A 24,216-nucleotide genomic window follows, 5' to 3' on the forward strand; every position below is an offset into this window, starting at 1 on the left:
GCCATGTTCGAACCGGTTCTCCTCAAGAACATCAACGCGCAGGATGGTCATTTGTTGTCGACCTATGAAGCCGGCGGCGGCTACCAGGCGCTGAAGAAGGCGCTGCGCGAGCACGCCCCCGACGAGGTCATCGACCTCGTCAAGGAGGCAAACCTGCGAGGTCGCGGCGGTGCCGGTTTCCCGACGGGGATGAAATGGAGCTTCGTCCCGAAGCAAACAGGCAAGCCGAAATATCTCTGCTGCAACGCCGACGAGGGCGAGCCCGGTACCTTCAAGGACCGCATCATCATGGAGCGCGACCCACACCAGCTCGTGGAGGGGTTGGCGGTGAGCGCGTACGCAATTGGCGCCAAGACCGCTTATGTCTATGTTCGTGGAGAGTATGTGACAGCGATCCGTCGCCTGGAGCAGGCGATCGCCGAGGCCCACGATAAAGGCTACCTCGGGCGGAGAATCCTGGGTACCGATTTCGATTTCACCGTGCATATCCATTGCGGTGCTGGCGCCTATATTTGCGGCGAGGAGACCGCGATGCTCGACTCGCTCGAGGGTAAACGCGCCCAGCCCCGGCTGAAACCGCCGTTTCCGGCAGTCGAGGGGCTATATGCCAGCCCCACGGTGATCAACAATGTCGAGACGCTTGCCTGCGTGCCGCATATCGTGATGCGTGGCTCGAGGTGGTTTCGGGAGATCGGACCGGACAAGAGCCCCGGCCCGAAGCTCTATTGCGTCAGCGGACAGGTGTTGAAACCCGGTCTCTATGAGTTGCCGATGGGCATACCGCTGCGGGAACTCGTCGAGAGCCACGCCGGCGGCCCGTTGCCGGGACGCAAAATCAAGGCGGTGATCCCGGGCGGGGTCTCGGCGCCGGTCATACCGGAGAACGGGCTTGATGTGGGGATGGATTTTGACTCGCTAGCTGCCGCCGGCTCGATGCTCGGCTCGGCCGGCGTGATCGTGATCGATGATGCGACCTGCATGGTCAAGGTCGCCACACGGATCGTCGAGTTCTTCCATCACGAATCCTGCGGCAAATGCACCCCATGCCGTGAAGGGCTGGACTGGGCGGTGAAAGTACTGCGCCGGGTCGAGGCGGGACAGGGTGAGCCCGGTGATCTGGAGCAGCTCGACGCCCTGTGCAAAGGCATTTTCGGAAATACGTTCTGCGCGCTGGGTGACGGCGCGGCGATGGGACTGCGGGCTGCGCTCAAGCATTTCCGCGACGAGTTCGACGTCCATATCAAGGAGCACAGGTGCCCGTACCACTAGGGTGCATCGGGAGAAGACCGCGAGGAAGCCATGGTTCGCGTCACGATCAATGACCAGACACTGGACGTGGAGGCCGGGTCTACGGTGCTGCAGGCGGCTCAGCGTCTGGGTATCGACATCCCGACTTTCTGCTATATGAAGCGGCTGCCGCCGCTGGCCTCGTGCCGGATGTGCCTGATCGAAATCGAAGGACAGCGAAAGCTGCAGCCGTCCTGCGCCACCACGGTCACAGACGGCATGGTCGTGCGAACGAACACGCCGCTGATTGACGAAACACGTTCGTCCATGCTCGACATGCTGCTCGCCAATCACCCCCTCGACTGCCCCATCTGCGACAAGGGCGGCGAGTGTGAACTGCAGAACCAGGTGATGGCCTATGGGCCACGCGAAAGCCGTTTCCGCGATGCCAAACGCGTGTTCCATTCTGAAGATATCCGTCTGAGCCCCGTCGTCATCATGAATGTCAATCGCTGTATCCAGTGCCAGCGGTGCGTGCGGATGTGCGAGGAGGTGGTCGGCGCGGTCGCCTTGGGCACGGTCGAGAAAGGCATGGATACTGCCGTAACCGGGTTTGAGGGCAGTCTCGCGAGCTGCGACCAATGCGGCAATTGCATCGAAGTCTGCCCGGTCGGTGCGCTGATGAGCTTCCCCTATCGTTACAAGGCGCGGCCCTGGGATCTGACTGAGACCGACACCATCTGCCCGCATTGCGGTACCGGCTGCCAGCTGACAGTTGGCACGCGCAAGGGCGAGTTCATGCGCGTGCGCTCAAAATGGGACGAGGGGGTCAACCGCGAAACGCTCTGCGTGCGCGGGCGCTTTGGCCTCGATTTTGTCACAAGCCCGAAGAGGATCAGGCGACCGATGGTCCGCCGTGATGGCGCCCTTGTCGCAGTTTCCTGGGAAGAGGCCGGGGACCACCTGAAACGGCGCCTTTCGGCGGTGCAAGGAAAGGCCGCAGGCGGGCTTGCCTCGCCACGCCTTCCAAACGAGACGCTTTATCAATTCCAGAAAATGATGCGCACGGTCTTCCGGACCAACAACATGGACTGTTCCTCGCGCTGGTCGACACCCTACGATCCGCTCGGTGCGTTGGTCACCGGCCACTACAGCCGCGCGCCGCTGACGGACGTGATCGGCAACGATTGCGTGCTTGTCATCGGTGGTAACCCGACCGAGGAAAACCCGGTCACCGAATACCTCCTGCGGGACGCTGCGCGGCGGCGACAGACCGGATTATTCATGCTTTCGGCCCGGCCATCCCGTCTGGACGCCGATGCCAGGGCGGTCGTTCGTGTGTCACCGGGCGGTGAGGGGCCAGGTCTCGCTGGGGTGGTGGCTGGGCTCATGGCAGCGGCTGATCCGAACCTGCTGGGCGCCGTTCCCGCGAACCTCGGCGGATCGCCGGCGGCCATTGGCGATGAGGTATCTCGTTTGGTGCGGGCATTGCTCGACGCGCAGAGCGTCACACTGCTTGTCAGCGCCGAGCTCCTGAGGTCGTCGACAGCACGTGACACACTGCAGCAACTCTCAAACCTTGTGCAGCTTGTCCGCCTGCTTGGCAAAAGACTGGCGATGCAGTTTCTCTTCGACCGCGCCAACCAGCTTGGAGCCTGGGATATGGGCGTGCTGCCGGCAACTCTGCCGGGGCTGCGCCCGGTCGCTGACGATCAGACACACACAACACTCGAACGGAGCTGGGGCACTGAGATACCGTCCGAGCCCGGCTCGGATTTCGACGGGATGCTCGGCCTCTGCGACAAGGGGCAGATGGGCGCGCTCTACATTGCCGGAAGCGACCCGCTTGGGTCCTATCCCGACCGTGCGTACGTACAGCAGGCCCTTCGTGCCGCCGAGCTCCTGATCGTGCAGGATGCGTTTCTCACCGAGACTGTCGGCATGGCCGAGGTGGTGCTGCCGGCCGCGAGTTACGGCGAGGAGCCCGGGACCTTCACCAACAATGAGGGCCGGCTACAGAAGGTCTGCAAGTTCCATGAACCCTTCGGCGAGGCACGCGGCAATCTGGCGATCTTCGACTTCGTCGCGGCACTTCGTGGCCACTCACTGCGACCATCGATCCAACGCGAGATTTTCGACGAGATTGCCAGGCTGGTTCCTGCTTACGAGGGCTTGAACTGGGACGGCCTTGGCGCAGACGGAGCGTTCACCAAAGGGGGACTTGCCCCACCGGCTGGCGGGTTCTTCGCCCCGGCGCCTGCTTGCGCTCAATCCGACCGTCTCATGCTGGTCACCGGCAACTGCCTGTTCCACAACGGATATCTTTCCGAACGATCGGAAATCCTGAATACGGTCGCAGATGACCCCTATGTCGAGATGGGCGCACAGGATGCCGAGGAGTTGGACCTTTCCGATGGCGATCAGCTTGTCGTGCGCTCAGCAAAGGGCGAGCTGACTGCAAAGCTCAAGGTCAACAGGCGCTTCCCAAGGAACCTTGTGTTCGTTCCTGAAAACTACAGCGCGTTGCGCCTCAACAGCCTGATGCAGCGGGGCGAATACCCGTGTCCGGTGGAGGTTCGAAAGGCGCGGGTGGCCGATGGAACCGCAGCCGCGCTCGTCCTCGCACCTGACCCCGAAGACAACGCCCAGGGCAGCACCGGTGGCCGCCTCTGACCCTGGCGTGCCTTGTCAATGATAGCTGACCCCGCAGATGTAATCCTGCAGATCCTGCTCCGTGCGCATCGCTTCCTCGAGCCTGTACTTGACCACGTCGCCGATGCTGACGATGCCGGCGATGTTGTCGCCTTCCATGACGAGCACATGGCGCGTACGCCGCTCGGTCATGATCGCCATCACGAGAGGCAGTAAATCGTCTGTGGCGCAGGTCGCCACACGTTGGCTCATGATATCGCTGACGCGCATGGCGGGTGCTTGGGTGCCATATTTGGCGACGGCATTGCAGCAGTCCCGCTCCGACACCGTTCCCAGGCATTCCCCCGGGTAACGGGCGACGATAACAAAGCCGATGTTGTTTTCGCGGAACAACCTCAGGACCTCCACCATCGTGTGGTTGGGTGTAACCGAGATGACCTCGGGAGACTTGCTGTTCAAGATCTGGCGCACATGCATGTGGGCCTCCTCTCTGCGCGCTTTGCCTAGACGGCTGGCGCATTTTCACCTTCGTCGGATATTACGCCACCAATTGTACCCCTGCCGCCCGCCGGTCTCGACCAGGACCTTCGGTTCGACACTGAGGCGCGCAGCCACCACGCTGCCGCCAGTCGCTGCCTTGCCCGGCTTGGCAAGCAGATCGTCACGCCCGATCACCAGCTCGCGCGAAGAGAAGCTGGAGAATTCGTATTCCTGGCCAAGCGCGATCGCGTCGGCGGGACAGGCATCCTCGCACAGGCCGCAGAAGAGGCACCGTGCCGTATCGATCTCGAATTTTGCCGGGTGACGCTTGCCCTTCTCATCCTCGTAGGGGACGACTTCGATGCAGTCGCATGGACAAATGCGCGCGCAGAGTTCGCAGGCCACGCACTTGATCTCACCCTCATCGTCACGCTTCAGGAAGTGATGCCCACGGTAGCGTGAATAGGGGAGCCATTTTTCCTTGTCCGGGTACTGCATGGTTACCGGTTTGGAAAACATGTAACCGAAGGTCAGAGCCAAAGCTTTCGCCAGGTCGGCGAAGAACGCCCAGCCGATCCATGCGCCAATTCTGTCCTGCGCGTGCGACATCGCTGCCTCACTACCGAGCCCGCTCTGGCCCTAAAGGAAGACAAGACCAGTGATAATTATGTTCGCCATCGAGAGAGGAAGCAAGACTTTCCATCCGATCGCCATCAGCTGGTCGTAGCGGTAGCGTGGGAAGGTGAAACGAAACCAGATGAACATATAGACGAAGAATGCGACCTTGAGCGCGAACCACAGGAGCGGTGGCAAGGGAATGAGCGCGCCGTTCCAGCCGCCGAAGAAGAGGATCACCGCCAGGACCGACACCAAAAGGACGATGGCATATTCGCTCACCATGAACAACGCAAACCGGATACCGCTGTATTCGGTATGGAACCCGGCACCGAGATCGCCTTCCGCTTCCGCCAGGTCGAAAGGAATGCGCTGCGCCTCGGCCAGGCCGGCGACAAAAAACACGAAGAAGCCGATCGGCTGGTAGACGATGTTCCACACATCGGCCTGCGCACGCACGATTTCCAACAGGCTCATGGATTGCGCCAGCATGACCACGCCGATCACCGCGAACCCCATCGGGATCTCGTAGCTGATCATCTGCGCGCAAGTCCTGAGGCTGCCGAGGACGGCGTATTTGCTGTTGGCGGCCCAGCCACCGAAGATAACGCCATAGACCTCGATCCCAAGCACCGCGAAGACGAAGAGAAGCGCGACATTCATGTTGGAGACATAGAGGGAAATCTCGTTGCCGAGCACCGAGACGGATTCGCCGAAGGGGATCGCGACGAAGACGACAAAGGGCGGAGCGAGCGCCAGGATGGGGGCCATTTTGAACAGCAAGCGATCGGCCTCGGCGGGAATGTGGTCCTCCTTGGTCAGAAGCTTGATTCCGTCCGCCATAGGCTGCAGCAGCCCATGCCACCCAACCCGCATCGGCCCCATCCGCTGCTGCATGTGCCCGGCGATCTTGCGTTCGAGCCAGGTGAGCGGCAGAGGCAGCAGCAGCAGCATCGCAATCAGCAACGCGACCTTGAAGACGATCAATCCGGTGGCGAGTATGAGTTCCATGGTCCGCGGCTGCTTGTTCACGGGTTGAAACACATGGCCGGTTTCTATCTCCGGCTATTCATTGCGCATCTTGCACCTGTCAGGTCGCAGATACAACTGTGACGCAGCCCAATGCGGTTGCGCCCATGATCTTGTCGCTGCCTCACAGCTGCTGTCGCAGGCATTCGATGCTTCGGCGATAGCCCGTCAGGGACCCGAGCTCGCGCTTGAAATTCGTCGATGCTTTCAAACGTCCAGGATCGCTTTGATCACGCCCGCCTCGGGACGGGCCCATTCCACCAGCAGCGCCGCGCCATCTTCCAGGCGTCCCCGATGCGTATTGAGAGCACGGGTCGGCACCTTGCCGGCCTCTATCTGGCGCACGACCTCGGCAAAGTCGTCCGGCTGGGCATTGCGGCTGGCCAGAAGCGTCGCCTCACGCTTGTGGAATTCGGGGTCGGAGAAGGTGATGTCTTGCCGTACGACGGAGAGCAGCACATAGCGCGCGCCGTGGGCGAGGAAGGCGAAACCCCGCTCGATGGGGCCGGCACTCCCGGTCGCGTCGATCACCACATCGAAACCGTCGCCGCCGGTCAGGCGGTTCGCTTCCGCCTCGGCGGAGGCATCGGCGAGCATTGCAGCGTCAGCGCCGAGCCGGTCTGTGGCAAAGGCAAGCCGGTCGGCGCGCGTGTCCATGACAGTCACCTGCGCTCCGCGCGTCTTGGCGAAAATGATTGCCGACATGCCGATCGGACCGGATCCGGTAACGAGCACGCGGTCGGTGGCGTGGATCGCGCCGCGCTTGACGCCGTGCGCGCCAATCGCCAGGAATTCGATCATCGCCGCATCTTCTAGCGCGATACCGCCCGTCGGCACCACGTTGGCCTCGGGCACCGAAACATATTCGGCCATGCCGCCGTCGCAGTGCACGCCCAGCACGCGGATCGACTGGCAGGCATTTGTCAGCCCCTTCCGGCAGGCATGACATGTACCGCAGGAGAGATAGGGCACGATATAGACGTGTTCGCCCGTCTTGAGACGGCTGCCCTCAGGGGCTTCCTCGACCGTACCGGAAAGTTCGTGGCCCATGACACGCGGGTATTCGAGAAAGGGGTGCTTGCCGGCGAAGATGTGAAAATCGGTCCCGCAGATGCCGACATGGCGGATGCGCACGAGAACCTCGCCAGCGCCGCGTGCCGGTGCCGGACGGGAGACAAGCGAAAGACGGCCGGGTTCTTCGCAGAGAAGCGCTTTCATGAAGTTCATCCTGATTGTCTGAAGGTTTGGACGGCACCACAGAGCCGCCGGGCATATCGACAGGGTCCTTACGCCTCATCATCAGCAGGCAACCCGACCGGACGAGGGAGGTGCATGGGCGACCGTGGGTCGGCCGCCCCGCTGTTCGCTTACGGTTTCGGCATTTCCGCCGGCAGGTCGACGTTGTTGTACTTCTTGTAGATCTCGTTCAGCTTTCCGTTGGCGAGATCGGTCTTGACCCAGTCGTTGACCGCCGCCTTCAGCGCATCGTCGCCCTTGCGCAGGCCAACGGCATACGGATTGACCTTGAGCACGAACTTGACCTCGAGCGGGTCGTTCGTCCGGCGCTCGTTGACGGCATTCATGATCTGCGGAGCGGAGATCATGATATTGTTCTGGTCGGAGACGAGTGCGGTGACGAGGGTCGCGTCGTCGTCATAACGCACGATGTTGGCTCCCGTTGCCTGGCTGGTGGCTACCTTGTCGTTGGTCGTACCGCGGGTTGTTGCGACATCCTTGCCCACCAGCTCTTCCACCCCCTTGATCTCAAGGCCCTTCGGAGCAGCTGCGATGACCTGGATGACGCCGTGCGGATCGGCGAAATCGATCACCTTCTTGCGTTCCTCACTGATGGAGAGCGAAGCGACGACCACGTCGGCCTTGTTTGTGAGCAGGAAGGGAATGCGGTTCGGGCTGGTCACTTCGATGATTTCGAGTTTCACCCCAAGGTGATCGGCGAGCAGCTTTGCGCTTTCCACCTCGGAGCCCGTCGGCTGCATGTTGGCGTCCTGCATGCCGAAGGGCGGTGAGCCGAGGTCGATGGCCGCGCGCAACGTGCCGCGTGCCTTGATGTCGTCAAGCGTATCGGCGATGGCTATTGCCGGGACGGCACCAAAGAGAGCGAGCGCCAAGGCGCTGGTCATCAGGGTTCTGCGTTTCATCATTTAATCTCCTCCTTGAGACAGTTCGATCGAATTAGAGGCCGTTGCTCAGGAACTCGCTTAGTTCCTTGGTCTGCGGATTATCCAGCATCGCGCCGGGGCCTGTTTCCCAGACCTTGCCCTGGTGCATGAAGATCACCTTGCTCGCCACCTTGCGGGCGAAGGCCATTTCGTGGGTGACGAGGATCATGCTCATGCCCGCGCGGGCGAGATCCTCCATGACGCGAAGCACCTCGCCGGTGAGCTGCGGGTCGAGTGCCGAGGTCACCTCATCGAAGAGCATCAGCTTCGGTTGCATGGCGAGCGAACGGGCGATGGCGACGCGCTGCTGCTGGCCGCCGGAAAGTTGTTCGGGGTAATTGTCGGCCTTCTCCAGGAGACCGACCTTCGCCAGCACCTGCTCGGCAAGCGCGCGCGCTTCAGCCTTGCCCATGTTCTTCACGCAGGAGGGCGCGAGCATGATGTTTTGTGCCACCGTCAGATGCGGGAAGAGGTTATAGCTCTGAAAGACGATGCCGACATCGCGACGCAGCGCCCGCCGGTCGAGAGCAGCGTCGTGGACCTTGTGGCCGCAAACGAGGATCTCACCGCTGTCGATGGTCTCGAGTGCGTTGATACAGCGTAGCGCAGTCGACTTGCCTGAGCCCGAAGCGCCGATCACCGCGATCACTTCGCTGGCGCCGATATCGAAACTGACACCCTTCAGGACCTTCACGGCCCCGAAGCTTTTGTGCACGTTGCTGAGGCTAACGACGGCCGACATTGAGTTTCCTTTCAAGGCTGCGGCTCCAGGCCGAGAGCGGGTAGCAGATGGCGAAGTAGAAGGCGGCGACGACGATGAACACCGTGAAAGGCTCAAAGATCGTGTTGTTGACAAGCTTGCCGGCCTGGGCGAGCTCGACGAAGCCGACAACCGAGGCCAGCGAGGTGTTCTTGACGATCTGCACGAGGAAGCCGACGGTCGGCGCCGTGGCGATGCGCATGGCCTGCGGAAGGATCACCCGGGTCATGCGTTGCCAGCGGCTGAGCGCCAGGCATTCGGCCGCCTCCCACTGGGTCTTCGGCACAGATTCCAGGCAACCGCGCCAGATTTCCGCAAGGAAGGCAGAAGAGTAGATGACAAGGCCAAGGCCGGCGGCGACAATGGCCGGCAGGCTATCGAGGCCGATGACGGCAAGGCCGAAATAGAAGAGGAAGAGCGTGACGAGCAGCGGTGTGCCCTGCACGATCTGGATATAGCCGCTGGCAAGTCGCCGCAGCAGCGGGCTTGGCGAAATCCGGGCGAGCGCCATGGAGAAGCCCAAGACGGAACCGCCGATGAAGCCGACAGCTGAAAGACCGATGGTCCAGAGCGCCCCGACGGCGATGAATTCGATGTGGACGGGCGTGAGCGACATGTCCTGTTCCTTCCTCAGATGGCCGTGCCCAGCTTGCGCCGACGGGGGAAAATAACGAGGCCGAACAGGATGAAGGCTACCCGCACCACGAAGGACAAGACGATGTATAGAGCCCCTGTGACGATATAGGTCTCGAAGGAGCGGAACGTGTCCGACTGGATGCGGTTTGCCACAGCCGTCAGTTCCTCGGCGGAAATTTGCGATGTGATCGACGAGGCGAGCATCAGGAGTACGTACTGGCTGGTCAGTGCCGGATAGACACGCTCGATCGCAGGACGCACGATGACGTGCCAATAGGTCTGGGTGCGCGTCAACCCAAGACATTCGGCGGCTTCCAACTGGGACTTGTGAATGGATTCGAGGCCCGCCCGCACGATCTCGCAGGTATAGGCACCAACATTGACCACAAGGGCTGCGACGGCTGCCGTGTTCGCCGATACCTTCAAGCCCATCGAGGCGAAGCCAAAATAGACCAGGAAGATCTGCACCAGCAGCGGTGTGTTGCGGATCGTCTCGACGTAGACCGCTACCAGAAATTTCAGCCAGGAAGGACCGTCCGCCCGCGCGATGGCGCAGAGCGTGCCGACAACGAAACCAAGGACTGTTGCGAGCGCAGAAAGCTTCAGCGTAAGCCAGACCCCCTGCAGGAACACCGGCCAGTACGGCAGGAGGGCGGAAAAGTCGAATGTATAGCTCATGCCGTCGCCTTCTGCCGGGAAACGATCGAGGAAAGAACCGGCGCTGGCGTACCGGCCCAGTCGAGGAAGGCCGCGATACGCCGTTCGACCTTCAGCGCGTGATTGCCAGCGATGTCGGCGATGCGGTGGTCGAGATAGGGATTGCGGAAGCGGTCCATGGTGGTGGCGACATAGGCGCGCGCCGCATCCTCCATCCCGCGTGCGGAGAAACCGGGCAGGACCTCGTCGCGATAGATCGCGTCGAGGCGGGTGTTGACGGCAGGGTCTGCCAGGATGGCACGAACGGTCTCATCCTCCGGACGTCCGTCGCGCTGCCAGATATCGGCAAGGACACTGTGGCCGAGATTGAGAATATGCAGCTTGAGCCGCTCGTAGGGTTCGAGGTCGTCCGTCAGCACGATGGACGGATGCGTGCAGGGAAGGCTGAGGCCCGGCGCCCGCTCGATCGCCCAGAGCGCATAAGGCTCCGCCACGGCGCCCGCGGGCTGCAGCGGCTCGGAGACGATGCGATCGACGAGGGTGTTGGCGAAAACCACCTCCTGGTCGAGGAACCTCAGGAAATCCGCAGGGGCGTTGGCCGTCGCCGCAAGGTCGCGGACAATGGCCCTTAGCGCCGGTCCGTTGCGGTTGACGAGTTCGCAGGGCAGGACCGTCAGCGGACGCCCGCCACGTTGCCAGCGGGCATGGAGGAGCTGAAGGAGCTTGCCGGGAAACGAGACAAGCGGCGTGTCAGCAAAAAGGCCGGTGGACGCCTCGCCGGGAGTGACCGCATAGCCTGAGTCACCCGTGTTGGAGACCACAAAATCGGCTTCGCGTGCGAAGAGATCGACGATCTCGACCCAGTCGCCGGCGGTCGAAAGGCCGCGCGATACGCTTTTCACTGCCACGCGACGCTCGGTGGCCATGCCGTTTTCAAGGCCGCGAAGAACGACAGGAAAGCCCGCCGGATCGGAAAAGGCCGCAAGCCGACCGGCCCTCTCGGCAGAGCCCGAGGTCTGCACGATGACGACCGATGGCACGTCCTGACCCGCTTCCCGTGCCTCGTGCAGGAACAGATCAACATGCGCCTGAAGGAAGCGGCTCGTGCCGAATTGAAGGATGAGCCCCGTCATAGGCCGAACACCGGGAGGCGGCCGGTGCCCAGAAGAGGACAGCAACAGAAAAGGGTGTGAGGATGCGCTTCGCATCCATTGTTCGCGTGCATGAACTCCTCCTTCCACACAGCTGGTCTGTTTTTTTTGTATAAAAGACATTATTTGGGCGGGCAATCTGTTTTTTTTATAAAAAAATCATTGTAAAAGACAAAGCGTCGGGGGGCGGCATGAAGACGAACACGCTTTACAAACGGACGCTCAATCAATGTCTTGACGTACTCGCACGCAAGTCGCCGGGATCAAAGCTTGCGTCTGAGCCGGTCCTGGCGGCCGAACTCGGCGTCAGCCGGACGACGCTGCGCGCCGTGCTAGCGGAGCTTTCGAGCAGTGGTATCGTCGCGCTCGACGGGCGCTCAAAAGTGCTCCTGCGCCTGCCGTGCGCCAAGGACTATCAGGCAGGCACTGATCTTGGGCCGCTCGCGGAGATCGTCGAGCGCAAGTTCATGACCTGGATGGTGGGACCCGATTGCAGTCCTGGCCAGAGCATCAATGCGCTCGATCTGGCCCGCCAGTTTGGGGTCTCCACGTCCGCCATCCGCGAATGCCTCAACACGTTCAGTCATTTCGGCCTGCTGGAGCGGCAGAGCAGCGGACGCTGGAAGGCCCTCGGTTTGACGGTGGACTTCGTGGCCGAGCTTTTCGACATGCGCGAATTCATGGAAATCCGGGCAGTGGAGCGCTTCATGGCGCTACCGCCCGACCATGCCGCATGGCGCACGCTTGCGTTCCTCGAACAGGAGCATCGGGAGATGCTGGCCGAAATCAGCTGGCGCTACCGCGATTTCTCCGATCTCGACCACCGGTTCCATAAGCTGGTCCACGGCGTCGCCCCCAACCGGTTCTTCATCAATATCCAGGGCGTGATGTCGGTCATTTTCCACTATCACTATCAATGGAGCAAGAAAGACGAGCGACAGCGCAATCACGTCGCGGTCGGGGAACATCTGGCCTATATCGCCGCCCTTCAGAGTGGCGACCTCAACCAGGCGCGCCATGCCTGCGCCGAGCATCTGAAGACCGCCCGCTCAACGCTTCTCTCCTCGATCGAGATCGCCTCGGACTGACCACGTCGCGTCCTTTCTCGGACAGACATCGCCACATGTCGCCCCGGGTTCGAAATCCGCCTCGAAACCCTGCCATCGGTAAGGCCCTTCAGTTTCCTTCGTCGGGGATATTCAGCACCTCCCCACAGGCCTTGCAATGCACGGCATCGGTATCGTGCCGCTGCAGGCCGCATCTGGGGCACGGGAAGGTGACCTTGTGCGGACGCACGACCGCCTGCGCCAGCCGTACAAAAAGCGAGACGCCGACGATCATGGTAACCACCGACGTGAGCTTTCCGAGGGTTCCGGGCAGCGTGATGTCGCCGAAGCCGGTCGTTGTGACAGTGGCGACCGTGAAATAGAGGGCGTCGACGAATCCTTCCTCACCGTTTCTGTCGTAGAAGAACGACGTGTAGACGAATCCCGTGATCAGGAAGAGGAAGACCAGGAAGTTCAGGATCGCGCGCAGAACCTCAACGAATTCGCTGCAACCAATCCGACGCAATCCTGCCAGAAGAAGGGGGCTACGGCCGAGCGCCCAGAGGCGCATGACCCGGAGGAAGGCGAAATTGAAGAGAAGGGACGGGAAGAGCAGGGTCGCCAGAATGATCAGGTCGACCCATGTCATCGGTCGAACGACCCATGCGCCGACTGAGGGGGCCGCGACTGCGCGCGCAACCATCTCGAGAATGATCCACGCCGCAATCGCGTAATCGATGATCAGGTATGACGGTCCCGTTCGCAGATAGGGCCCGAGGACGAAAAACGCGAGGATGGCTATGTCAACCGCCATGAAAGCAGCCTGCACCGCCATCGCCTTGGCGTCATCGCTCGTTTCGAGGCGACGAAGCCAATCGCGGATAGACTGCCGATACGAACGATCACCAACGTCGAGGATGCCCATGTATCGGAAATGTACTCGCTTTGCGCGCCTCGTTATAGATCAAAATAGCGAGGGAAAACGACATGCGTCACGACATGGGTACACTTTGGACATGCGCTCGAATTGCCGTCAGGCAAACACCTAGGCTGGCCAGATCTAATCGGAGCGAAGGGCCTCGGCGGGCTTCTTTGACGAAGCTCGCTTGCGTTTCCCGCCCTTGCCGGGATTCGACCGCAACCGGTTTCGCAGGCTTATCCGCGATGGAATCGGTTGCGCATCGACCAGAAGCGGTTTCGCATTGATCGCTGCGATGCTTGCCTCAAGCGCAGTCAGCCCGGAAATCACATTATCGAAGATGCCCATGTCCTGCTCCGTTGTTTCTGGCAAAAACCTAACATGGGTTCCTGGGGCAGGCCACATCATATTAGAGGTATCTTACTTTCCGAATCAATCGAGCCTACCAACGCGACGACGGTCTTCTGGAATTCCGTGCTCGGACCTCAAACGCGGACGTAGTCTGCCGCAGGTCCGCCATACGCCATTTGCGGCCCGTAGCTGCGATGAGCCTGCTCCTTTTCCACCTCATCTGATGCTGACGCCCGAAAACGGCGTTTGATACCATCACTCGAAGCATTACAATGTCATCGGGGGAAGGACAGCCAAACGAGGAGAGCACCGTCGCGTCAAGATTTGCAAGCGCTTGCAAGAGCTTGACGGCGAGGTGGGCGTTGTTCATGACCGCACCGCGGACGGCATCGGCAATCGCTCCGTCTTGAATTTTTGTCGTTGCCGCGGAAATCGAGCGCCGCGCTTTACAGAACCGATGGCCAAACCGCGCTCTTTCATTGCCATGTACAGCGCTCAACGCTGACCTGACTGCCACATCGAGCCTTGAACGTGATTGGCAGCGTGTGGCAAGGTTGCGCCCACCACCCTAGACAGACGAAGCAACGGGAACCCGGCATGTCGAATTTGCCAAATGAAGAGACAAGTTGCCCGGACCCAGCGACTGTAGAAGCGCCAAAACCAATGGGCATCCTCCAGCGGCGCAAGATCGAAGCGGCCATTATCGCGCCGATCTATGATGAGTTGAGGCAGCGGCTGGGCGAAGCGGAGGCACAGGCGATTATCGATGCGGCTGTAAGCAAGGCGGCGATGCGGGCCGCCCGTGAATTCGCAGACGCGACGGAGGAGGGTACCAGTCTGTTGACGTTTCAGGCGCTGCAAAGCCTTTGGACGCAAGATGACGCGCTTGAAATCGAGGTCGTGCGGGCGGATGACAAGGTGTTTGACTACAACGTCCTGCGCTGTCGTTATGCCGAAACCTACCGCGAGATGGGGCTCGGCCACATAGGCCATCTCCTGTCCTGCAACCGGGATGCCGTCTTCTGCAAAGGCTACGATACTCGCATCAAAATGTCTCGAACGCAGACCATCATGCAAGGCGCGACACATTGTGACTTCCGGTATGTCCTGGAGGAGAAAACCGCGCCGTAGCCGGTCACCGCCAGGGCAATTCAACCAGGCTTCATTTCCACGAAGATCGCTGACCTCGTCAGCGGACAGTGGGACCCGTGCGCGTGGTCCAAGGAGCGCCCTTGCCCTTCGAGCACTCCCATAGGATCACTTCCACCGATTTTTCGAACCTAGATTGGCATGAGGAGCCGAGGACAGTCGATCAGGGCGCGCGGACTCTTTAAAGGGCAACAGGTCTATTTGCCCGCTGGCGCGGCGGCCTGAAAAAAGCGACCATCGTCCCTGGTGTCTTCCCGCGAAACGGGCTCACTCATGGGGTTAAAAAACAAGCACATTCTGATAGCGAAAGACCATTCTATGCACCAAACGCATAGGTGAGGTGAGGTATTGTCACTGTTTTAAACCGATTGAACCACCTATATCTCAACCATCGAAACGACGCCGGAGCCAAGCAAGGTTGCTGACGTCATTAGCCCTCAGGAAAGGGGATTATCATGAACGTAGCACGCTCTTTCAACAACTGGCGCAAGTTCCGTCAGACTGTTAACGAACTCGGCCGTATGTCCAGCCGCGAATTGCAGGACCTTGGCATCGACCGCGCCGACATCCGCAGCGTTGCCCGCGCAGCTGTCGCCCGCTGACCGCGCACACCTTCCGTCTCCAAGACTGCCCGACGCCCGCTGGTAACGCGGGCGTTTTGGCGTCGATCGCGATAGCTGAGGTCGGGTCAGGCCCTATACTCATCGCGAGTCATACCAGCTTGAGTTATTTGCATAGCTGCAGTGCAACATAAGGCATGGAAACTGCCGCCGAACGATGTAGTGTTGGACCTGTCGAAGCAATGCAACTCCTCCCGCAAGGCTTCGAGTTTCAGACGGCCAATCTCCTCCCAGGGACGTCTGAAGGAACAGCGACACTCCTCCTCCCAGTCGCTGTTCGGTTCTTTTCGAAAAGCCTGCCGCACCTCCTCCCGCGGCAGGCTTTTTGCTTTTGGGCCATGTCTCGCTCAAAGGCCCGGATCGAGTTGCGGGAGTTTTCCTTCGGCGCACACACAGATGCAGGAATAGCGGTGCATCGCTTGCCCGGGGCCAATCTGGAGCCTTCGAATTCCTGTTAAGCCCCCGCGCGATTGCTTCTCGCCGGTTCGATCGCACTTGGAAGTTTCCTGAACCTCCAGTCCGGCTTGGCTTACCAGCGCAGTAGCGACCGCGATGTCGACGCGCCGAGGATGCCGCACAGGACGATGCCGAGCGTGTACCAGAGCGCTACGAAAGGCAGTCCGTTTTCGATGCAGCCCCAGGAATAGGTCCAGGCACCGACGGCCCCAGCCGTGATGCCGGCGACAAATCCCGCCAGACGAAGATGGGTGGGGGCCGCGCGGCGCAGGAACCAGATATTGGCGGCGAAGACCGGAAGGGCCGCACCAAGGATGATGAGCGGGCAAAACCAGGAGGAAATGCCGAATATCAATGCCGGATAGTCGCTTGCCGGAGATGCATGCAACTGCCACAGGCCAAGTGCGACCAGGATCAGGTAGATGATAAGAGCGGCAATACCGCAGCTGCGCGGCACGCCACCCGGTCGAGCGACGATCATCAGCGCGCCGATGCCGGTTAGCGCGAGCAACAGCGGATAGAAGGACTTGACCCAGAAGGCCGGCAGATGAAGCGCTGTCGACAGGTCGGGCCTCAAGCCATGCGCAAAGAATATCAGGGCCGCCGACAGCACAAGACCAGGCGCCAGTGTCAATGCCAGCAGCCGCCCGAGCGCACCCGGCGAAACCGGCCGCAGGTCGCTTGCCAGAGCGTTGATGAGGTCATCGGTCGTCACTTACCTTCGCCTTTCAATTTCGCCGCCATTGCCTGTATGCCGCGGAACACACTGATCTTGACCATGGCTTCGCTGCGCCCGCTGCTTGCCGCAGTTTCGGCGACGGAATGTCCTTTGAGCCTGACATCCCGGATCATCTCACCCTGCCATGCCGGCAGGCTTTTCAGTAGCCGGTCGATATCCATGCCCGCGGCGATCGCATCCTCGCTATAGGCGTCCACCATGTCTTCGACCATCTCCAGTCCGAGATAGGAACGTCCACCCGTCCTGCGGTGGTGATCCACCAGCTTGTGGCGCGCGATGGTGAAGAACCATGCCGTGAACGGCCTGCCCCGATCATAGGTGATCCTGCGTTGATGCAGGGCGAGCAGTGTTTCCTGCACAAGGTCCTCAACGTCGGCCGAGGCTGAGCGGTAGAGCCGTCGCGTGTAGTAGCTTGCAAGCAGATGCCGCAGCATCTCGAGCAGACAGCGATATGCCGCCTCGTCGCCATCGAGGGACAAGAGCATAAGGGCTTTCAGCTCGGGCTCGGTCAATTGCTTCATGTCTATGAGCACTCATACGGCCGGATGAGGAAACCGTTACACGCGGGCGAAAGGAAAAGCGAGAAAACTGAAGCGATAGAAATTTCACGATCACATGACCGTGATGCCTGTAACCGGTCAGCGCTGCGGCCGAAGGAGCCAATGTGACCGTCGTCGCATCCTGCGGCGACCACGCAACCTGGGAGAACCAGCATGAGCATTCGTCCTTTCGCCGTCACTGCAGGCTCGGTCTTTCTCGGTCTTTTCCTTGCCGCTGGCGGGACCAGCGCACAGACGGGCACGGATACGATGAAGAAGTCCGACACGATGAAAATGGACAGCATGAAGACCGGCTCCATGAAAACAGACAGCATGAAGATGGGCATGAGCAAGGCCGACTGCATGCACAAGGCCGGCATGGAGAAGGACAGCATGAAGAAGACCGAAATGATGAAAAGCTGCGATGCGATGAAGTGATCAGGTGGCGCCTTTGCCGGTGAAACTCCGGCAGGGGTGGCGCCGTATAGCAAGATGACGACTGCTGTGAGGACGCGATCAATGGAAACTGCTGATCTTGGCATGACGAGCGGACGAAGGCTGATCCGTCGCCACAGCCTGACCGTGCGCCTGTCGCACTGGCTTAACGTGTTGTTCATGACGGTCCTGCTGTTCAGCGGGCTGCAGATCTTCAATGCCCATCCGGCCCTTTACTGGGGCCAATATGGTGCTGACAGCGATCCATCCTTTCTCTCCCTGGAGGCGGTGGAAGAGGGGGATGCCATCCGGGGTGTCACTCGCGTCGGTGGGCTTTCCTTCGACACGACCGGAACGCTCGGGGTATCGAATGTCGATGGCGAACCCACGGCGCGCGGGTTCCCCGCCTGGATTACGCTCCCGAGCTACCAGGATCTCGCAACCGGGCGCCGGTGGCACTTTTTCTTTGCATGGCTGTTTGTCGTCAACGGCCTGATTTACCTGGGCTACGGTCTTCTTACCCGCCATTTCCGCCGCGACCTGTTGCCGACGACCGACGAACTGGCCCCCGCGCATCTGGCGCAGGAGGTTGTCGACCATGCCCGACTGCGTTTCCCCAAGGGCGAAAAAGCCCGCCGCTACAATGCCTTGCAGAAGCTGACCTATCTGCTGGTAATCTTCGTGGCTCTGCCGCTGATGATTGCCACCGGCCTCACCATGTCACCGGGGTTCGATGCTTTCGCACCATGGCTCATCGATCTTTTTGGCGGTCGTCAATCGGCCCGGACGCTGCATTTCATTACCGCCAGCTCACTCGTTGCCTTCGTTGTCGTCCACGTAGCGATGGTTCTGGTGTCCGGCGTCTTTAACAATATGCGTTCGATGATCACCGGTCGATACGCCATCCAGACGGAGCCAAAGCCATGAGCCGCCTCATAACCCGCCGCCGATTTCTGATTGGCTCGACGCTTGGCGCATCGGCGCTTGGTCTCAGCGGCTGCGACATGTTGGTCGAAAACCCGAAAGTGCAGTCGGTCCTGAAGATAGCCGAGGGCCTGACGATGCGCACGCAACGCCTGCTGATCGGAGATGGCACACTCGCGCGCGAATTCACCATGGCGGACATCTCGCCGACCTTTCGAGCCAATGGCACGAGCATGCCGGACGGGGCGCAATATCAGGAGCTGCTCGGCCGGAAGTTCCAGACGTGGCAGCTGCAGGTCGGCGGCCTGGTCGAGCGTCCGGCGGCGTTCTCGCTCGCCGCATTGAAAGCGATGCCGTCGAAAACCCAGATCACCCGGCACGACTGCGTCGAGGGCTGGAGCGCCATCGGCCAGTGGACCGGCGTTCCGCTCGGCGCCTTGTTGCATCAGGTCGGCCTGAAGCCAGAGGCGCGCTATATCGTTTTCCATTGCGCCGACGAATACGAGAAAACACTCGACAACAGCGGCTGGTATTACGAGAGCATCGATCTCGTCGATGCCTTCCATCCGCAAACTATCCTCGCCTATGCGATGAATGGTCGGGACCTCGAGGTACCGCATGGCGCGCCGCTCAGGCTCCGGGTCGAGCGGCAGCTCGGCTACAAACAGGCAAAATACCTGATGCGCATCGAGGCGCTTGCCGATCTGTCTGGTCTTTATGGCGGCAATGGGGGGTTCTGGGAAGACCGCGGCTACGAATGGTACGCCGGAATTTGATGTTCGCGGGGCCGGCCTGTTGGCAGCGCCTCGAGAAAGCCGACGGTTTCAACCCGCATCCGCCGGCCGTTTCGATGTCAGGGTTTCAAGAAGGAAAAGCAGATGTCCCCTATTTTCAAAACCGGCTTTACGTTGCTTGCAGGCGCGCTGATGGCCGTCACCGTGGGCTTTTCGGCAAACGCTGCGGACCCGATCCGCGTCCGTGGCACTGTCGAAGGCCTCGAGGGCAGCACGCTGTCGGTGAAGACACGCGAAGGCACCGATGCCAAGATCATGCTCAAGGATGGCTGGAAGGTTTCGAGCGTCGCCAAGGCGTCGATTGACGACATCAAGCCAGGGGATTTCGTTGGCATCGCGTCCCTGCCCACCGCCGACGGTGGTGATGGCGCACTCGAAGTGCTGATTTTCCCTGCCGCCATGAAAGGCACCGGCGAGGGCAGTTATGCCTGGGACCTGAAGCCGAACAGTTCGATGACCAACGCGACCGTGGCCGATGCGGTCAAATCGGTCGACGGCCGAACCGTGACGGTAAAGTACAAGGGCGGTGAGAAGAAAATCTCCATCCCGGACGGCACGCCCGTCGTCACCTTCGCTCCGGCGACCGAGAGCGACATCAAGAGCGGTGCGACAGTGTTCATTCCGTCAGAACGGGCTGCCGATGGCTCGATGTCCGCCCTTCGCGTCGTTGTCGGCACCCACGGCATCGTGCCGCCGATGTGAAAGTTTGGAAGGCGACCTTGGGAGGGCATGCCGGGACAGGCCTGGGCCCGGGCTTCTGCTGCAGGAGCCTGCCCTCCCATCTGCATACAAGGAACCTCGAACGACAGGAACGGAGGCCTCTTCTAGAGGCATCCGGATGTTCGAGGAGGATATAGTCAAGCCGTTCGCCAGGGTCTGATATTCTTGCCCAGGCCGTCATGGCGTAGGGCCCGTGGTAAGGCAGCATTCGGCGCGACACTGCATAGAGCCCTTTTGGCCCTCTCGGGTGTCTCGACGAAGATGGCGGCGTTCTCCGAGGCTCCTGTCGTCGAGGAGAAGGAGACTGTACCGGTCGCAGTGGACAAGACCGTCAGGAAGAAATCAAACATCCTCGGCTGGGCTAGCACGGCATTCGGTGGCGGTGGGTTCGGTCTTGCTGCCTTCTCTGGCTTCGACTGGCGGGCCTTGGTTGTCATCCTCGGTTTTGCCGTTGTTCTCACCATTGGCATGCATGGTGGGTATCGGCGTGGTATGGGCCAATCTTAACAACACCGTGGACGATCTGAAGCAAACTCAGCGCGAGCTTGCAGACCGGTTCGACCGCGAAGCTCTCGATCGCAAGGAGCGTCAGAAGATCTACCACGTGACCATGGACGGGTGAATACCCAGATTGGCCAGATTGCTCCGCTTCAGTACCAGCAGTCTCAAATGCTTGAGAAGGTCAGCGAGAACAAGACCAGCATCGCTCAAACAAGCGGATTGATCGCGTCGTTGAGTCCTTCGGCGGTAAGCTGGATACGGTCCTCGACACCGTCAACAAGATCGCTACCCGAGGAGAGGTGTTGTCCGGCAAGATCGACGAGCCAACGGGAAGAGCGAAAAGTCGCTATAGGCCTTAAAACAAATACCCGCCAGGAGGCGGGGTATGACTCGTTCCTAATTGGTTGTGTATTGCCCAGCTTACTCAGCAGGCAGCGCGTCTCATAGGGACGTCGTGCGATGCGATATTGATCTCCCTGAGAGCCTGAACCATCTTGTGCGGCTCAGAATTGATCAGAAGGAGATATGCCCTCATCGCCTGCACAGGCCGCGAACGGCCCTGTTCCCACTGCTTGAGTTGGTCTAAGCCAAACCCGAACGTCGACGCGAAATCTTTCTGCGTCAGACCCGTGCGCACACGTATGGCCTTGACATCGATCTCGGCCGGCACATGGAGCTTGTAAGGTTCGGCTTCGTCGCGAGCAACGGCCAAAGCCTCATTCAAGCCCTCTGCGATTTGATCGAATACCTTCTTGCTCATTGTCATTCTCCTACTGCGAGCGGTAAAACCCGTCTTGAATATTCTTGGACCACACGGTCAGATATTTTCTTCAGATCGTTCCGCTCGCCCTTGGTGAGATTGGATTTCTGACCTTTCCCAAAGGCGGTGATCAGGAACACAGGAAGATTCTCCCCGGAAAACAGCGTGATGGTTCGAACACCGCCGCTCTTACCTTTGTTATTTCCTCTAATGGCCCAGCGTAGCTTCTACACCCACCGGTGCCTTCCATCTCGTCTCCCGCATCAGGGTTCTCTGACAGATGATCGACCAGAGCTTCTATGTCCTGTTCGGACATCCCGCTGCCAGAGCAGCCTTGCGGAAAGACCAGAGTTCTGTGACCTGTGCATGGACCTCTTATGTGAGTAAAATACGCACCTAGTCAATACGTATTTCACATTAAAGTTCCGTAAATAGACCTTAGAGGTAGGCTTCGCGCGAGGTAGAGGTACTCGAGACCTAGTACCTCTTCATCGACTTAACCCTCTTCGGAGGAATGCAAGCGGCCCGCAATCGGGGTGCGGGCCCCGTGATCATAGCACGGGCGCCCTTGGTGGGCGCTAAAACTACTGCGTTTGCCGCCCGATTACGTCAATGCTACCGTTCGACCGTAGCGATAGAGATGGCCAAGCCACGTGCACGATTCCCGGATGGATTCCGTTACATTAGAGCTTCAAAGGGACATCTACGTGGCGGGGCACGCGCTGCGTAAAGGCAGCTATTCCGGTCTCCGTTTTGAAGCAGCGCATCGGGCGACAAAAAGCCGCCCGACGCAGGTTTTTCGCTTGGAACCGCCACCCGATGATTGTGGTGGCCTTCAAACGACTCTTGACGTCAATGCTCTGTAGCCAACGGCACAATAATAGTCGTTTCAAGCGGCTGAACTCCGGCCAAAAAAAGCCCCGCGGAAGTGCAAGACCAAGCGGGGCTCTCAGTTGGGGAGACGACGGTGGGGGAACTCGCAAAGGCATAGACCGTCTCTCGGTTTACGTGGCCATTGGTCTGCTTCTTCCTGCGCTTCAGCGTCACGCCGTGCCACGGATTCGGCGTGTCGGTGCGGAATAGCTCCGGATGGTGCGGCTTCATCCGTTTCCACATGGCCTTACAGTAGGTGACGACCTTCTCGGCCATGCGAGTGCCGCCGAACTGCGTTCCAACTGCGGCGTCCTTCGACTTGCTCCGCTCACCTCCACGAATGCATTGACGCTACTCGTGTCGTGTCCCGCCATTGACACCACCATCACTCCATGTATTCTTTTATAAAAGCGCATATACCATAATTGTGGAACAAAACGGGAGATAGATATGAGAATGAAGCTCGCATTCCTCGTCGCCACGGCGTTGATCGCAACACCGTCTTTTCTGCTGGCGCAGGAAAAAGGCGGCGTGATCAACGTCGCCACGATTGGCGAACCGCCCACACTCGATCCGATGACGTCGACAGCCGACCTTGTCGGTATCGTCACGCAGCATATCTTCGAGACGCTTTATACGTTCGACAAGAAGTGGGCCGTAACGCCGCTATTGGCTGAAAGCCTCCCTGAGGTTAGCGCCGACGGGAAGACCTACACGATCAAGCTGCGCACGGGCATCAAGTTTCATGACGGCAGCGACATGGCATCCGACGACGTAGTTGCCTCGCTCAACCGTTGGACCAAGCTTGCCTCACGCGGGAAACAGGCTGCTAGCTTTATCGAGTCGATCACTGCAACCGACGCATCGACCGTCACGATCAAGCTGAAACAGCCCTACGCTCCACTGGTCTCGCTGCTTGCCTTCAACAACTCCGCTGCGATCATCATTCCCGCGGAAAAGCAGGCCGACACGATGACGGATTTCATCGGCACCGGCCCATACATGCTGAAGGAGCGCAAGGCTGACCAATATATCCAGCTCGTTCGCTTCAATGACTACAAGCCGCGCTCCGGCGACAGTGATGGCTATGGCGGCGCCCGCCATCAGTATCTCGACGAAATCCGCTTCGTACCGGTGCCGGATGCCAACACCCGCGTCGAGGCCGCCGTCTCTGGCCAATACGACTATATCGACTCCCTGCCGGTCGAATCCTACGACAAACTCAAGTCGTCAACGGCAACCCAGCCGCTGCTCCTGAAGCCGTTTGGCTACCCGGTATTCGTCTTTAACACCGCTGCCGGCGTTACAAAGAACGTTGCGATCCGCAAGGCAATCCGCCAGGCGCTCAGTATGGAAGACATGATGGGAGCCGCCTTCGGCGGTACGGACTTCTACGCGGCGGATGGCAACATCTATCCTGGCAACTTCGCCTGGAGCACGGACGCAGGTGTCAAAGGCAACTACAATGTCGCGGATCCGGAAGGCGCAGCCACGGCTGCCAAGGAGGCAGGCTACAACGCTGAGCCCATCCGCATCCTGACCAGCCGCCAGTACGAGTTCCACTACAAGATGGCCCAGGTCGCGGCCGAATATCTGAAGCTGGCGGGCTTTACGGTGGACCTCCAGGTTGTCGACTGGGCGACGCTGACACAGCGCCGCACCGACAAGGCGCTGTGGGACATCTATATCAGCCACAGCCCGTTCCTTCCGGAACCGGCCCTGATCGGCTCCCTGTCTCCGAGCTCGCCTGGATGGTGGGACACGCCGGCGCGCAAGAGTGTCGTCGATGCGTTCACCACAGAGGTCGATCCAAAGAAGCGCGTTGATCTCTGGGCCAACGTCCAGAAGACGATGTACGACGAGGTGCCGTTCATGAAGATTGGCGATTTCAACGCCGTCTCGGCCATGTCAACGAAGCTTCAGGGTGTCGATCCCGCCCCTTGGCCATACTTCTGGAACGCATCGATCAAGAAGTAACCCCGCGTGCCGGGTGCTGGTCGTGA

General features: G+C 60.1%; 28 protein-coding genes. 12 read left to right on the forward strand and 16 right to left on the reverse strand.

Annotated elements, in window-relative coordinates:
- Positions 1 to 3: 3 nt before the first annotated feature.
- Positions 4 to 1,269, forward strand: a complete 1,266-nt coding sequence (gene nuoF / locus C934_RS0104750) for an NADH-quinone oxidoreductase subunit NuoF (protein ID WP_018855557.1) — start codon at positions 4 to 6, stop codon at positions 1,267 to 1,269.
- 30 nt (positions 1,270 to 1,299) lie between these two features.
- Positions 1,300 to 3,900 (forward strand): NADH-quinone oxidoreductase subunit NuoG, encoded by a 2,601-nt coding sequence (gene nuoG / locus C934_RS0104755; RefSeq protein WP_018855558.1) that lies wholly within the window; start codon positions 1,300 to 1,302, stop codon positions 3,898 to 3,900.
- Between the two features lie 15 nt (positions 3,901 to 3,915).
- On the opposite strand, the gene C934_RS0104760 is transcribed toward nuoG, so the two are convergent.
- From C934_RS0104760 to C934_RS0104800, 9 genes are all read right to left on the reverse strand, one after another.
- On the reverse strand, positions 3,916 to 4,356 hold the full coding sequence (locus C934_RS0104760; protein WP_018855559.1) for a CBS domain-containing protein: 441 nt from the start codon (positions 4,354 to 4,356) through the stop codon (positions 3,916 to 3,918).
- A gap of 45 nt (positions 4,357 to 4,401) precedes the next feature.
- Positions 4,402 to 4,968: an NADH-quinone oxidoreductase subunit I gene (locus tag C934_RS0104765; RefSeq protein ID WP_018855560.1), complete on the reverse strand. Its 567-nt coding sequence runs from the start codon at positions 4,966 to 4,968 to the stop codon at positions 4,402 to 4,404.
- A gap of 30 nt (positions 4,969 to 4,998) precedes the next feature.
- Complete coding sequence (nuoH, locus tag C934_RS0104770) at positions 4,999 to 5,985, reverse strand: NADH-quinone oxidoreductase subunit NuoH (RefSeq protein ID WP_026371558.1); 987 nt, start codon at positions 5,983 to 5,985, stop codon at positions 4,999 to 5,001.
- 225 nt (positions 5,986 to 6,210) lie between these two features.
- Complete coding sequence (locus tag C934_RS0104775) at positions 6,211 to 7,221, reverse strand: zinc-binding alcohol dehydrogenase family protein (RefSeq protein WP_018855562.1); 1,011 nt, start codon at positions 7,219 to 7,221, stop codon at positions 6,211 to 6,213.
- A 149-nt stretch (positions 7,222 to 7,370) separates the two neighbouring features.
- On the reverse strand, positions 7,371 to 8,162 hold the full coding sequence (locus C934_RS0104780) for a transporter substrate-binding domain-containing protein (protein WP_245267905.1): 792 nt from the start codon (positions 8,160 to 8,162) through the stop codon (positions 7,371 to 7,373).
- A gap of 34 nt (positions 8,163 to 8,196) precedes the next feature.
- Complete coding sequence (locus tag C934_RS0104785) at positions 8,197 to 8,925, reverse strand: amino acid ABC transporter ATP-binding protein (protein ID WP_018855564.1); 729 nt, start codon at positions 8,923 to 8,925, stop codon at positions 8,197 to 8,199.
- The gene (locus C934_RS0104790) at positions 8,909 to 9,559 is read right to left on the reverse strand and encodes an amino acid ABC transporter permease (protein ID WP_018855565.1); all 651 of its coding nucleotides are present in this window, start codon (positions 9,557 to 9,559) and stop codon (positions 8,909 to 8,911) included. Before C934_RS0104790 ends, C934_RS0104785 begins: the two co-directional genes overlap by 17 nt.
- Positions 9,560 to 9,573: 14 nt before the next feature.
- Positions 9,574 to 10,257 (reverse strand): amino acid ABC transporter permease, encoded by a 684-nt coding sequence (locus C934_RS0104795; protein ID WP_018855566.1) that lies wholly within the window; start codon positions 10,255 to 10,257, stop codon positions 9,574 to 9,576.
- Entirely contained in the window at positions 10,254 to 11,369 is a 1,116-nt protein-coding gene (locus C934_RS0104800) for a hypothetical protein (RefSeq protein ID WP_018855567.1), read from the reverse strand. The genes C934_RS0104795 and C934_RS0104800 overlap by 4 nt, the downstream gene beginning before the upstream one ends.
- Before the next feature lie 209 nt (positions 11,370 to 11,578).
- Here C934_RS0104800 and C934_RS0104805 point away from each other — a divergent pair, with 209 nt between their 5' ends.
- Positions 11,579 to 12,475: a GntR family transcriptional regulator gene (locus C934_RS0104805; protein WP_018855568.1), complete on the forward strand. Its 897-nt coding sequence runs from the start codon at positions 11,579 to 11,581 to the stop codon at positions 12,473 to 12,475.
- An 88-nt stretch (positions 12,476 to 12,563) separates the two neighbouring features.
- Here the strand turns inward: C934_RS0104805 and C934_RS0104810 are convergent, their stop codons facing one another.
- On the reverse strand, positions 12,564 to 13,358 hold the full coding sequence (locus C934_RS0104810) for a potassium channel family protein (RefSeq protein WP_018855569.1): 795 nt from the start codon (positions 13,356 to 13,358) through the stop codon (positions 12,564 to 12,566).
- 135 nt (positions 13,359 to 13,493) lie between these two features.
- A complete protein-coding gene (locus C934_RS0104815) occupies positions 13,494 to 13,700 on the reverse strand; it encodes a hypothetical protein (RefSeq protein ID WP_018855570.1) in 207 nt (68 codons plus the stop codon).
- 666 nt (positions 13,701 to 14,366) lie between these two features.
- Between C934_RS0104815 and C934_RS0104820 the strand changes: the two genes are divergently transcribed.
- Positions 14,367 to 14,834: an L-2-amino-thiazoline-4-carboxylic acid hydrolase gene (locus C934_RS0104820; RefSeq protein WP_018855571.1), complete on the forward strand. Its 468-nt coding sequence runs from the start codon at positions 14,367 to 14,369 to the stop codon at positions 14,832 to 14,834.
- A 473-nt stretch (positions 14,835 to 15,307) separates the two neighbouring features.
- Positions 15,308 to 15,454, forward strand: coding sequence for a DUF1127 domain-containing protein (locus tag C934_RS33475; RefSeq protein WP_018855572.1), 147 nt, complete (start codon positions 15,308 to 15,310; stop codon positions 15,452 to 15,454).
- A 547-nt stretch (positions 15,455 to 16,001) separates the two neighbouring features.
- On the opposite strand, the gene C934_RS0104830 is transcribed toward C934_RS33475, so the two are convergent.
- On the reverse strand, positions 16,002 to 16,643 hold the full coding sequence (locus C934_RS0104830) for a DUF1109 domain-containing protein (protein WP_018855573.1): 642 nt from the start codon (positions 16,641 to 16,643) through the stop codon (positions 16,002 to 16,004).
- Positions 16,640 to 17,188, reverse strand: coding sequence for a sigma-70 family RNA polymerase sigma factor (locus C934_RS0104835; protein WP_018855574.1), 549 nt, complete (start codon positions 17,186 to 17,188; stop codon positions 16,640 to 16,642). The genes C934_RS0104830 and C934_RS0104835 overlap by 4 nt, the downstream gene beginning before the upstream one ends.
- 192 nt (positions 17,189 to 17,380) lie before the next feature.
- Here C934_RS0104835 and C934_RS0104840 point away from each other — a divergent pair, with 192 nt between their 5' ends.
- From C934_RS0104840 to C934_RS36140, 6 genes are all read left to right on the forward strand, one after another.
- A complete protein-coding gene (locus C934_RS0104840) occupies positions 17,381 to 17,644 on the forward strand; it encodes a hypothetical protein (RefSeq protein WP_018855575.1) in 264 nt (87 codons plus the stop codon).
- A gap of 81 nt (positions 17,645 to 17,725) precedes the next feature.
- The gene (locus tag C934_RS0104845) at positions 17,726 to 18,568 is read left to right on the forward strand and encodes a cytochrome b/b6 domain-containing protein (protein WP_018855576.1); all 843 of its coding nucleotides are present in this window, start codon (positions 17,726 to 17,728) and stop codon (positions 18,566 to 18,568) included.
- Entirely contained in the window at positions 18,565 to 19,341 is a 777-nt protein-coding gene (locus tag C934_RS0104850) for a molybdopterin-binding protein (RefSeq protein ID WP_018855577.1), read from the forward strand. The genes C934_RS0104845 and C934_RS0104850 overlap by 4 nt, the downstream gene beginning before the upstream one ends.
- A gap of 102 nt (positions 19,342 to 19,443) precedes the next feature.
- Entirely contained in the window at positions 19,444 to 20,061 is a 618-nt protein-coding gene (locus C934_RS0104855; RefSeq protein ID WP_018855578.1) for a hypothetical protein, read from the forward strand.
- A 279-nt stretch (positions 20,062 to 20,340) separates the two neighbouring features.
- On the forward strand, positions 20,341 to 20,586 hold the full coding sequence (locus C934_RS0104860; RefSeq protein WP_198011798.1) for a hypothetical protein: 246 nt from the start codon (positions 20,341 to 20,343) through the stop codon (positions 20,584 to 20,586).
- A complete protein-coding gene (locus C934_RS36140; protein WP_272481242.1) occupies positions 20,567 to 20,701 on the forward strand; it encodes a hypothetical protein in 135 nt (44 codons plus the stop codon). Before C934_RS0104860 ends, C934_RS36140 begins: the two co-directional genes overlap by 20 nt.
- 303 nt (positions 20,702 to 21,004) lie before the next feature.
- Here the strand turns inward: C934_RS36140 and C934_RS0104870 are convergent, their stop codons facing one another.
- The 3 genes from C934_RS0104870 to C934_RS0104875 form a co-directional block, all read right to left on the reverse strand.
- On the reverse strand, positions 21,005 to 21,340 hold the full coding sequence (locus C934_RS0104870; protein ID WP_018855581.1) for a helix-turn-helix domain-containing protein: 336 nt from the start codon (positions 21,338 to 21,340) through the stop codon (positions 21,005 to 21,007).
- Positions 21,341 to 21,342: 2 nt separating this feature from the next.
- Complete coding sequence (locus C934_RS35515) at positions 21,343 to 21,552, reverse strand: type II toxin-antitoxin system RelE/ParE family toxin (RefSeq protein WP_335326411.1); 210 nt, start codon at positions 21,550 to 21,552, stop codon at positions 21,343 to 21,345.
- Between the two features lie 640 nt (positions 21,553 to 22,192).
- On the reverse strand, positions 22,193 to 22,489 hold the full coding sequence (locus C934_RS0104875; protein ID WP_018855582.1) for a hypothetical protein: 297 nt from the start codon (positions 22,487 to 22,489) through the stop codon (positions 22,193 to 22,195).
- 174 nt (positions 22,490 to 22,663) lie between these two features.
- Between C934_RS0104875 and C934_RS0104880 the strand changes: the two genes are divergently transcribed.
- Complete coding sequence (locus C934_RS0104880) at positions 22,664 to 24,190, forward strand: ABC transporter substrate-binding protein (protein ID WP_018855583.1); 1,527 nt, start codon at positions 22,664 to 22,666, stop codon at positions 24,188 to 24,190.
- The last annotated feature ends 26 nt before the right edge of the window (positions 24,191 to 24,216 follow it).

The sequence above is a fragment of the Rhizobium sp. 42MFCr.1 genome (assembly GCF_000377185.1).
Classification (GTDB): domain Bacteria; phylum Pseudomonadota; class Alphaproteobacteria; order Rhizobiales; family Rhizobiaceae; genus Rhizobium; species Rhizobium altiplani.

Coding starts and splice junctions, on each gene's coding strand:
- C934_RS0104850 (WP_018855577.1), top strand. CDS start 18,565: ATGAGCCGCCTCATAACCCGCCGCCGATTTCTGATTGGCTCGACGCTT.
- nuoH (WP_026371558.1), bottom strand. CDS start 5,985: ATGGAACTCATACTCGCCACCGGATTGATCGTCTTCAAGGTCGCGTTG.
- C934_RS0104780 (WP_245267905.1), bottom strand. CDS start 8,162: ATGAAACGCAGAACCCTGATGACCAGCGCCTTGGCGCTCGCTCTCTTT.
- C934_RS0104810 (WP_018855569.1), bottom strand. CDS start 13,358: ATGGGCATCCTCGACGTTGGTGATCGTTCGTATCGGCAGTCTATCCGC.
- C934_RS0104880 (WP_018855583.1), top strand. CDS start 22,664: ATGAGAATGAAGCTCGCATTCCTCGTCGCCACGGCGTTGATCGCAACA.
- C934_RS0104870 (WP_018855581.1), bottom strand. CDS start 21,340: ATGAGCAAGAAGGTATTCGATCAAATCGCAGAGGGCTTGAATGAGGCT.
- nuoF (WP_018855557.1), top strand. CDS start 4: ATGTTCGAACCGGTTCTCCTCAAGAACATCAACGCGCAGGATGGTCAT.
- C934_RS0104840 (WP_018855575.1), top strand. CDS start 17,381: ATGAGCATTCGTCCTTTCGCCGTCACTGCAGGCTCGGTCTTTCTCGGT.
- C934_RS0104760 (WP_018855559.1), bottom strand. CDS start 4,356: ATGCATGTGCGCCAGATCTTGAACAGCAAGTCTCCCGAGGTCATCTCG.
- C934_RS0104775 (WP_018855562.1), bottom strand. CDS start 7,221: ATGAAAGCGCTTCTCTGCGAAGAACCCGGCCGTCTTTCGCTTGTCTCC.
- C934_RS0104815 (WP_018855570.1), bottom strand. CDS start 13,700: ATGGGCATCTTCGATAATGTGATTTCCGGGCTGACTGCGCTTGAGGCA.
- C934_RS0104855 (WP_018855578.1), top strand. CDS start 19,444: ATGTCCCCTATTTTCAAAACCGGCTTTACGTTGCTTGCAGGCGCGCTG.
- C934_RS0104800 (WP_018855567.1), bottom strand. CDS start 11,369: ATGACGGGGCTCATCCTTCAATTCGGCACGAGCCGCTTCCTTCAGGCG.
- C934_RS0104805 (WP_018855568.1), top strand. CDS start 11,579: ATGAAGACGAACACGCTTTACAAACGGACGCTCAATCAATGTCTTGAC.
- nuoG (WP_018855558.1), top strand. CDS start 1,300: ATGGTTCGCGTCACGATCAATGACCAGACACTGGACGTGGAGGCCGGG.
- C934_RS0104790 (WP_018855565.1), bottom strand. CDS start 9,559: ATGTCGCTCACGCCCGTCCACATCGAATTCATCGCCGTCGGGGCGCTC.
- C934_RS0104795 (WP_018855566.1), bottom strand. CDS start 10,257: ATGAGCTATACATTCGACTTTTCCGCCCTCCTGCCGTACTGGCCGGTG.
- C934_RS0104785 (WP_018855564.1), bottom strand. CDS start 8,925: ATGTCGGCCGTCGTTAGCCTCAGCAACGTGCACAAAAGCTTCGGGGCC.
- C934_RS0104765 (WP_018855560.1), bottom strand. CDS start 4,968: ATGTCGCACGCGCAGGACAGAATTGGCGCATGGATCGGCTGGGCGTTC.
- C934_RS33475 (WP_018855572.1), top strand. CDS start 15,308: ATGAACGTAGCACGCTCTTTCAACAACTGGCGCAAGTTCCGTCAGACT.
- C934_RS0104820 (WP_018855571.1), top strand. CDS start 14,367: ATGGGCATCCTCCAGCGGCGCAAGATCGAAGCGGCCATTATCGCGCCG.
- C934_RS0104845 (WP_018855576.1), top strand. CDS start 17,726: ATGGAAACTGCTGATCTTGGCATGACGAGCGGACGAAGGCTGATCCGT.
- C934_RS0104860 (WP_198011798.1), top strand. CDS start 20,341: ATGGCGGCGTTCTCCGAGGCTCCTGTCGTCGAGGAGAAGGAGACTGTA.
- C934_RS0104875 (WP_018855582.1), bottom strand. CDS start 22,489: ATGGCCGAGAAGGTCGTCACCTACTGTAAGGCCATGTGGAAACGGATG.
- C934_RS0104835 (WP_018855574.1), bottom strand. CDS start 17,188: ATGAAGCAATTGACCGAGCCCGAGCTGAAAGCCCTTATGCTCTTGTCC.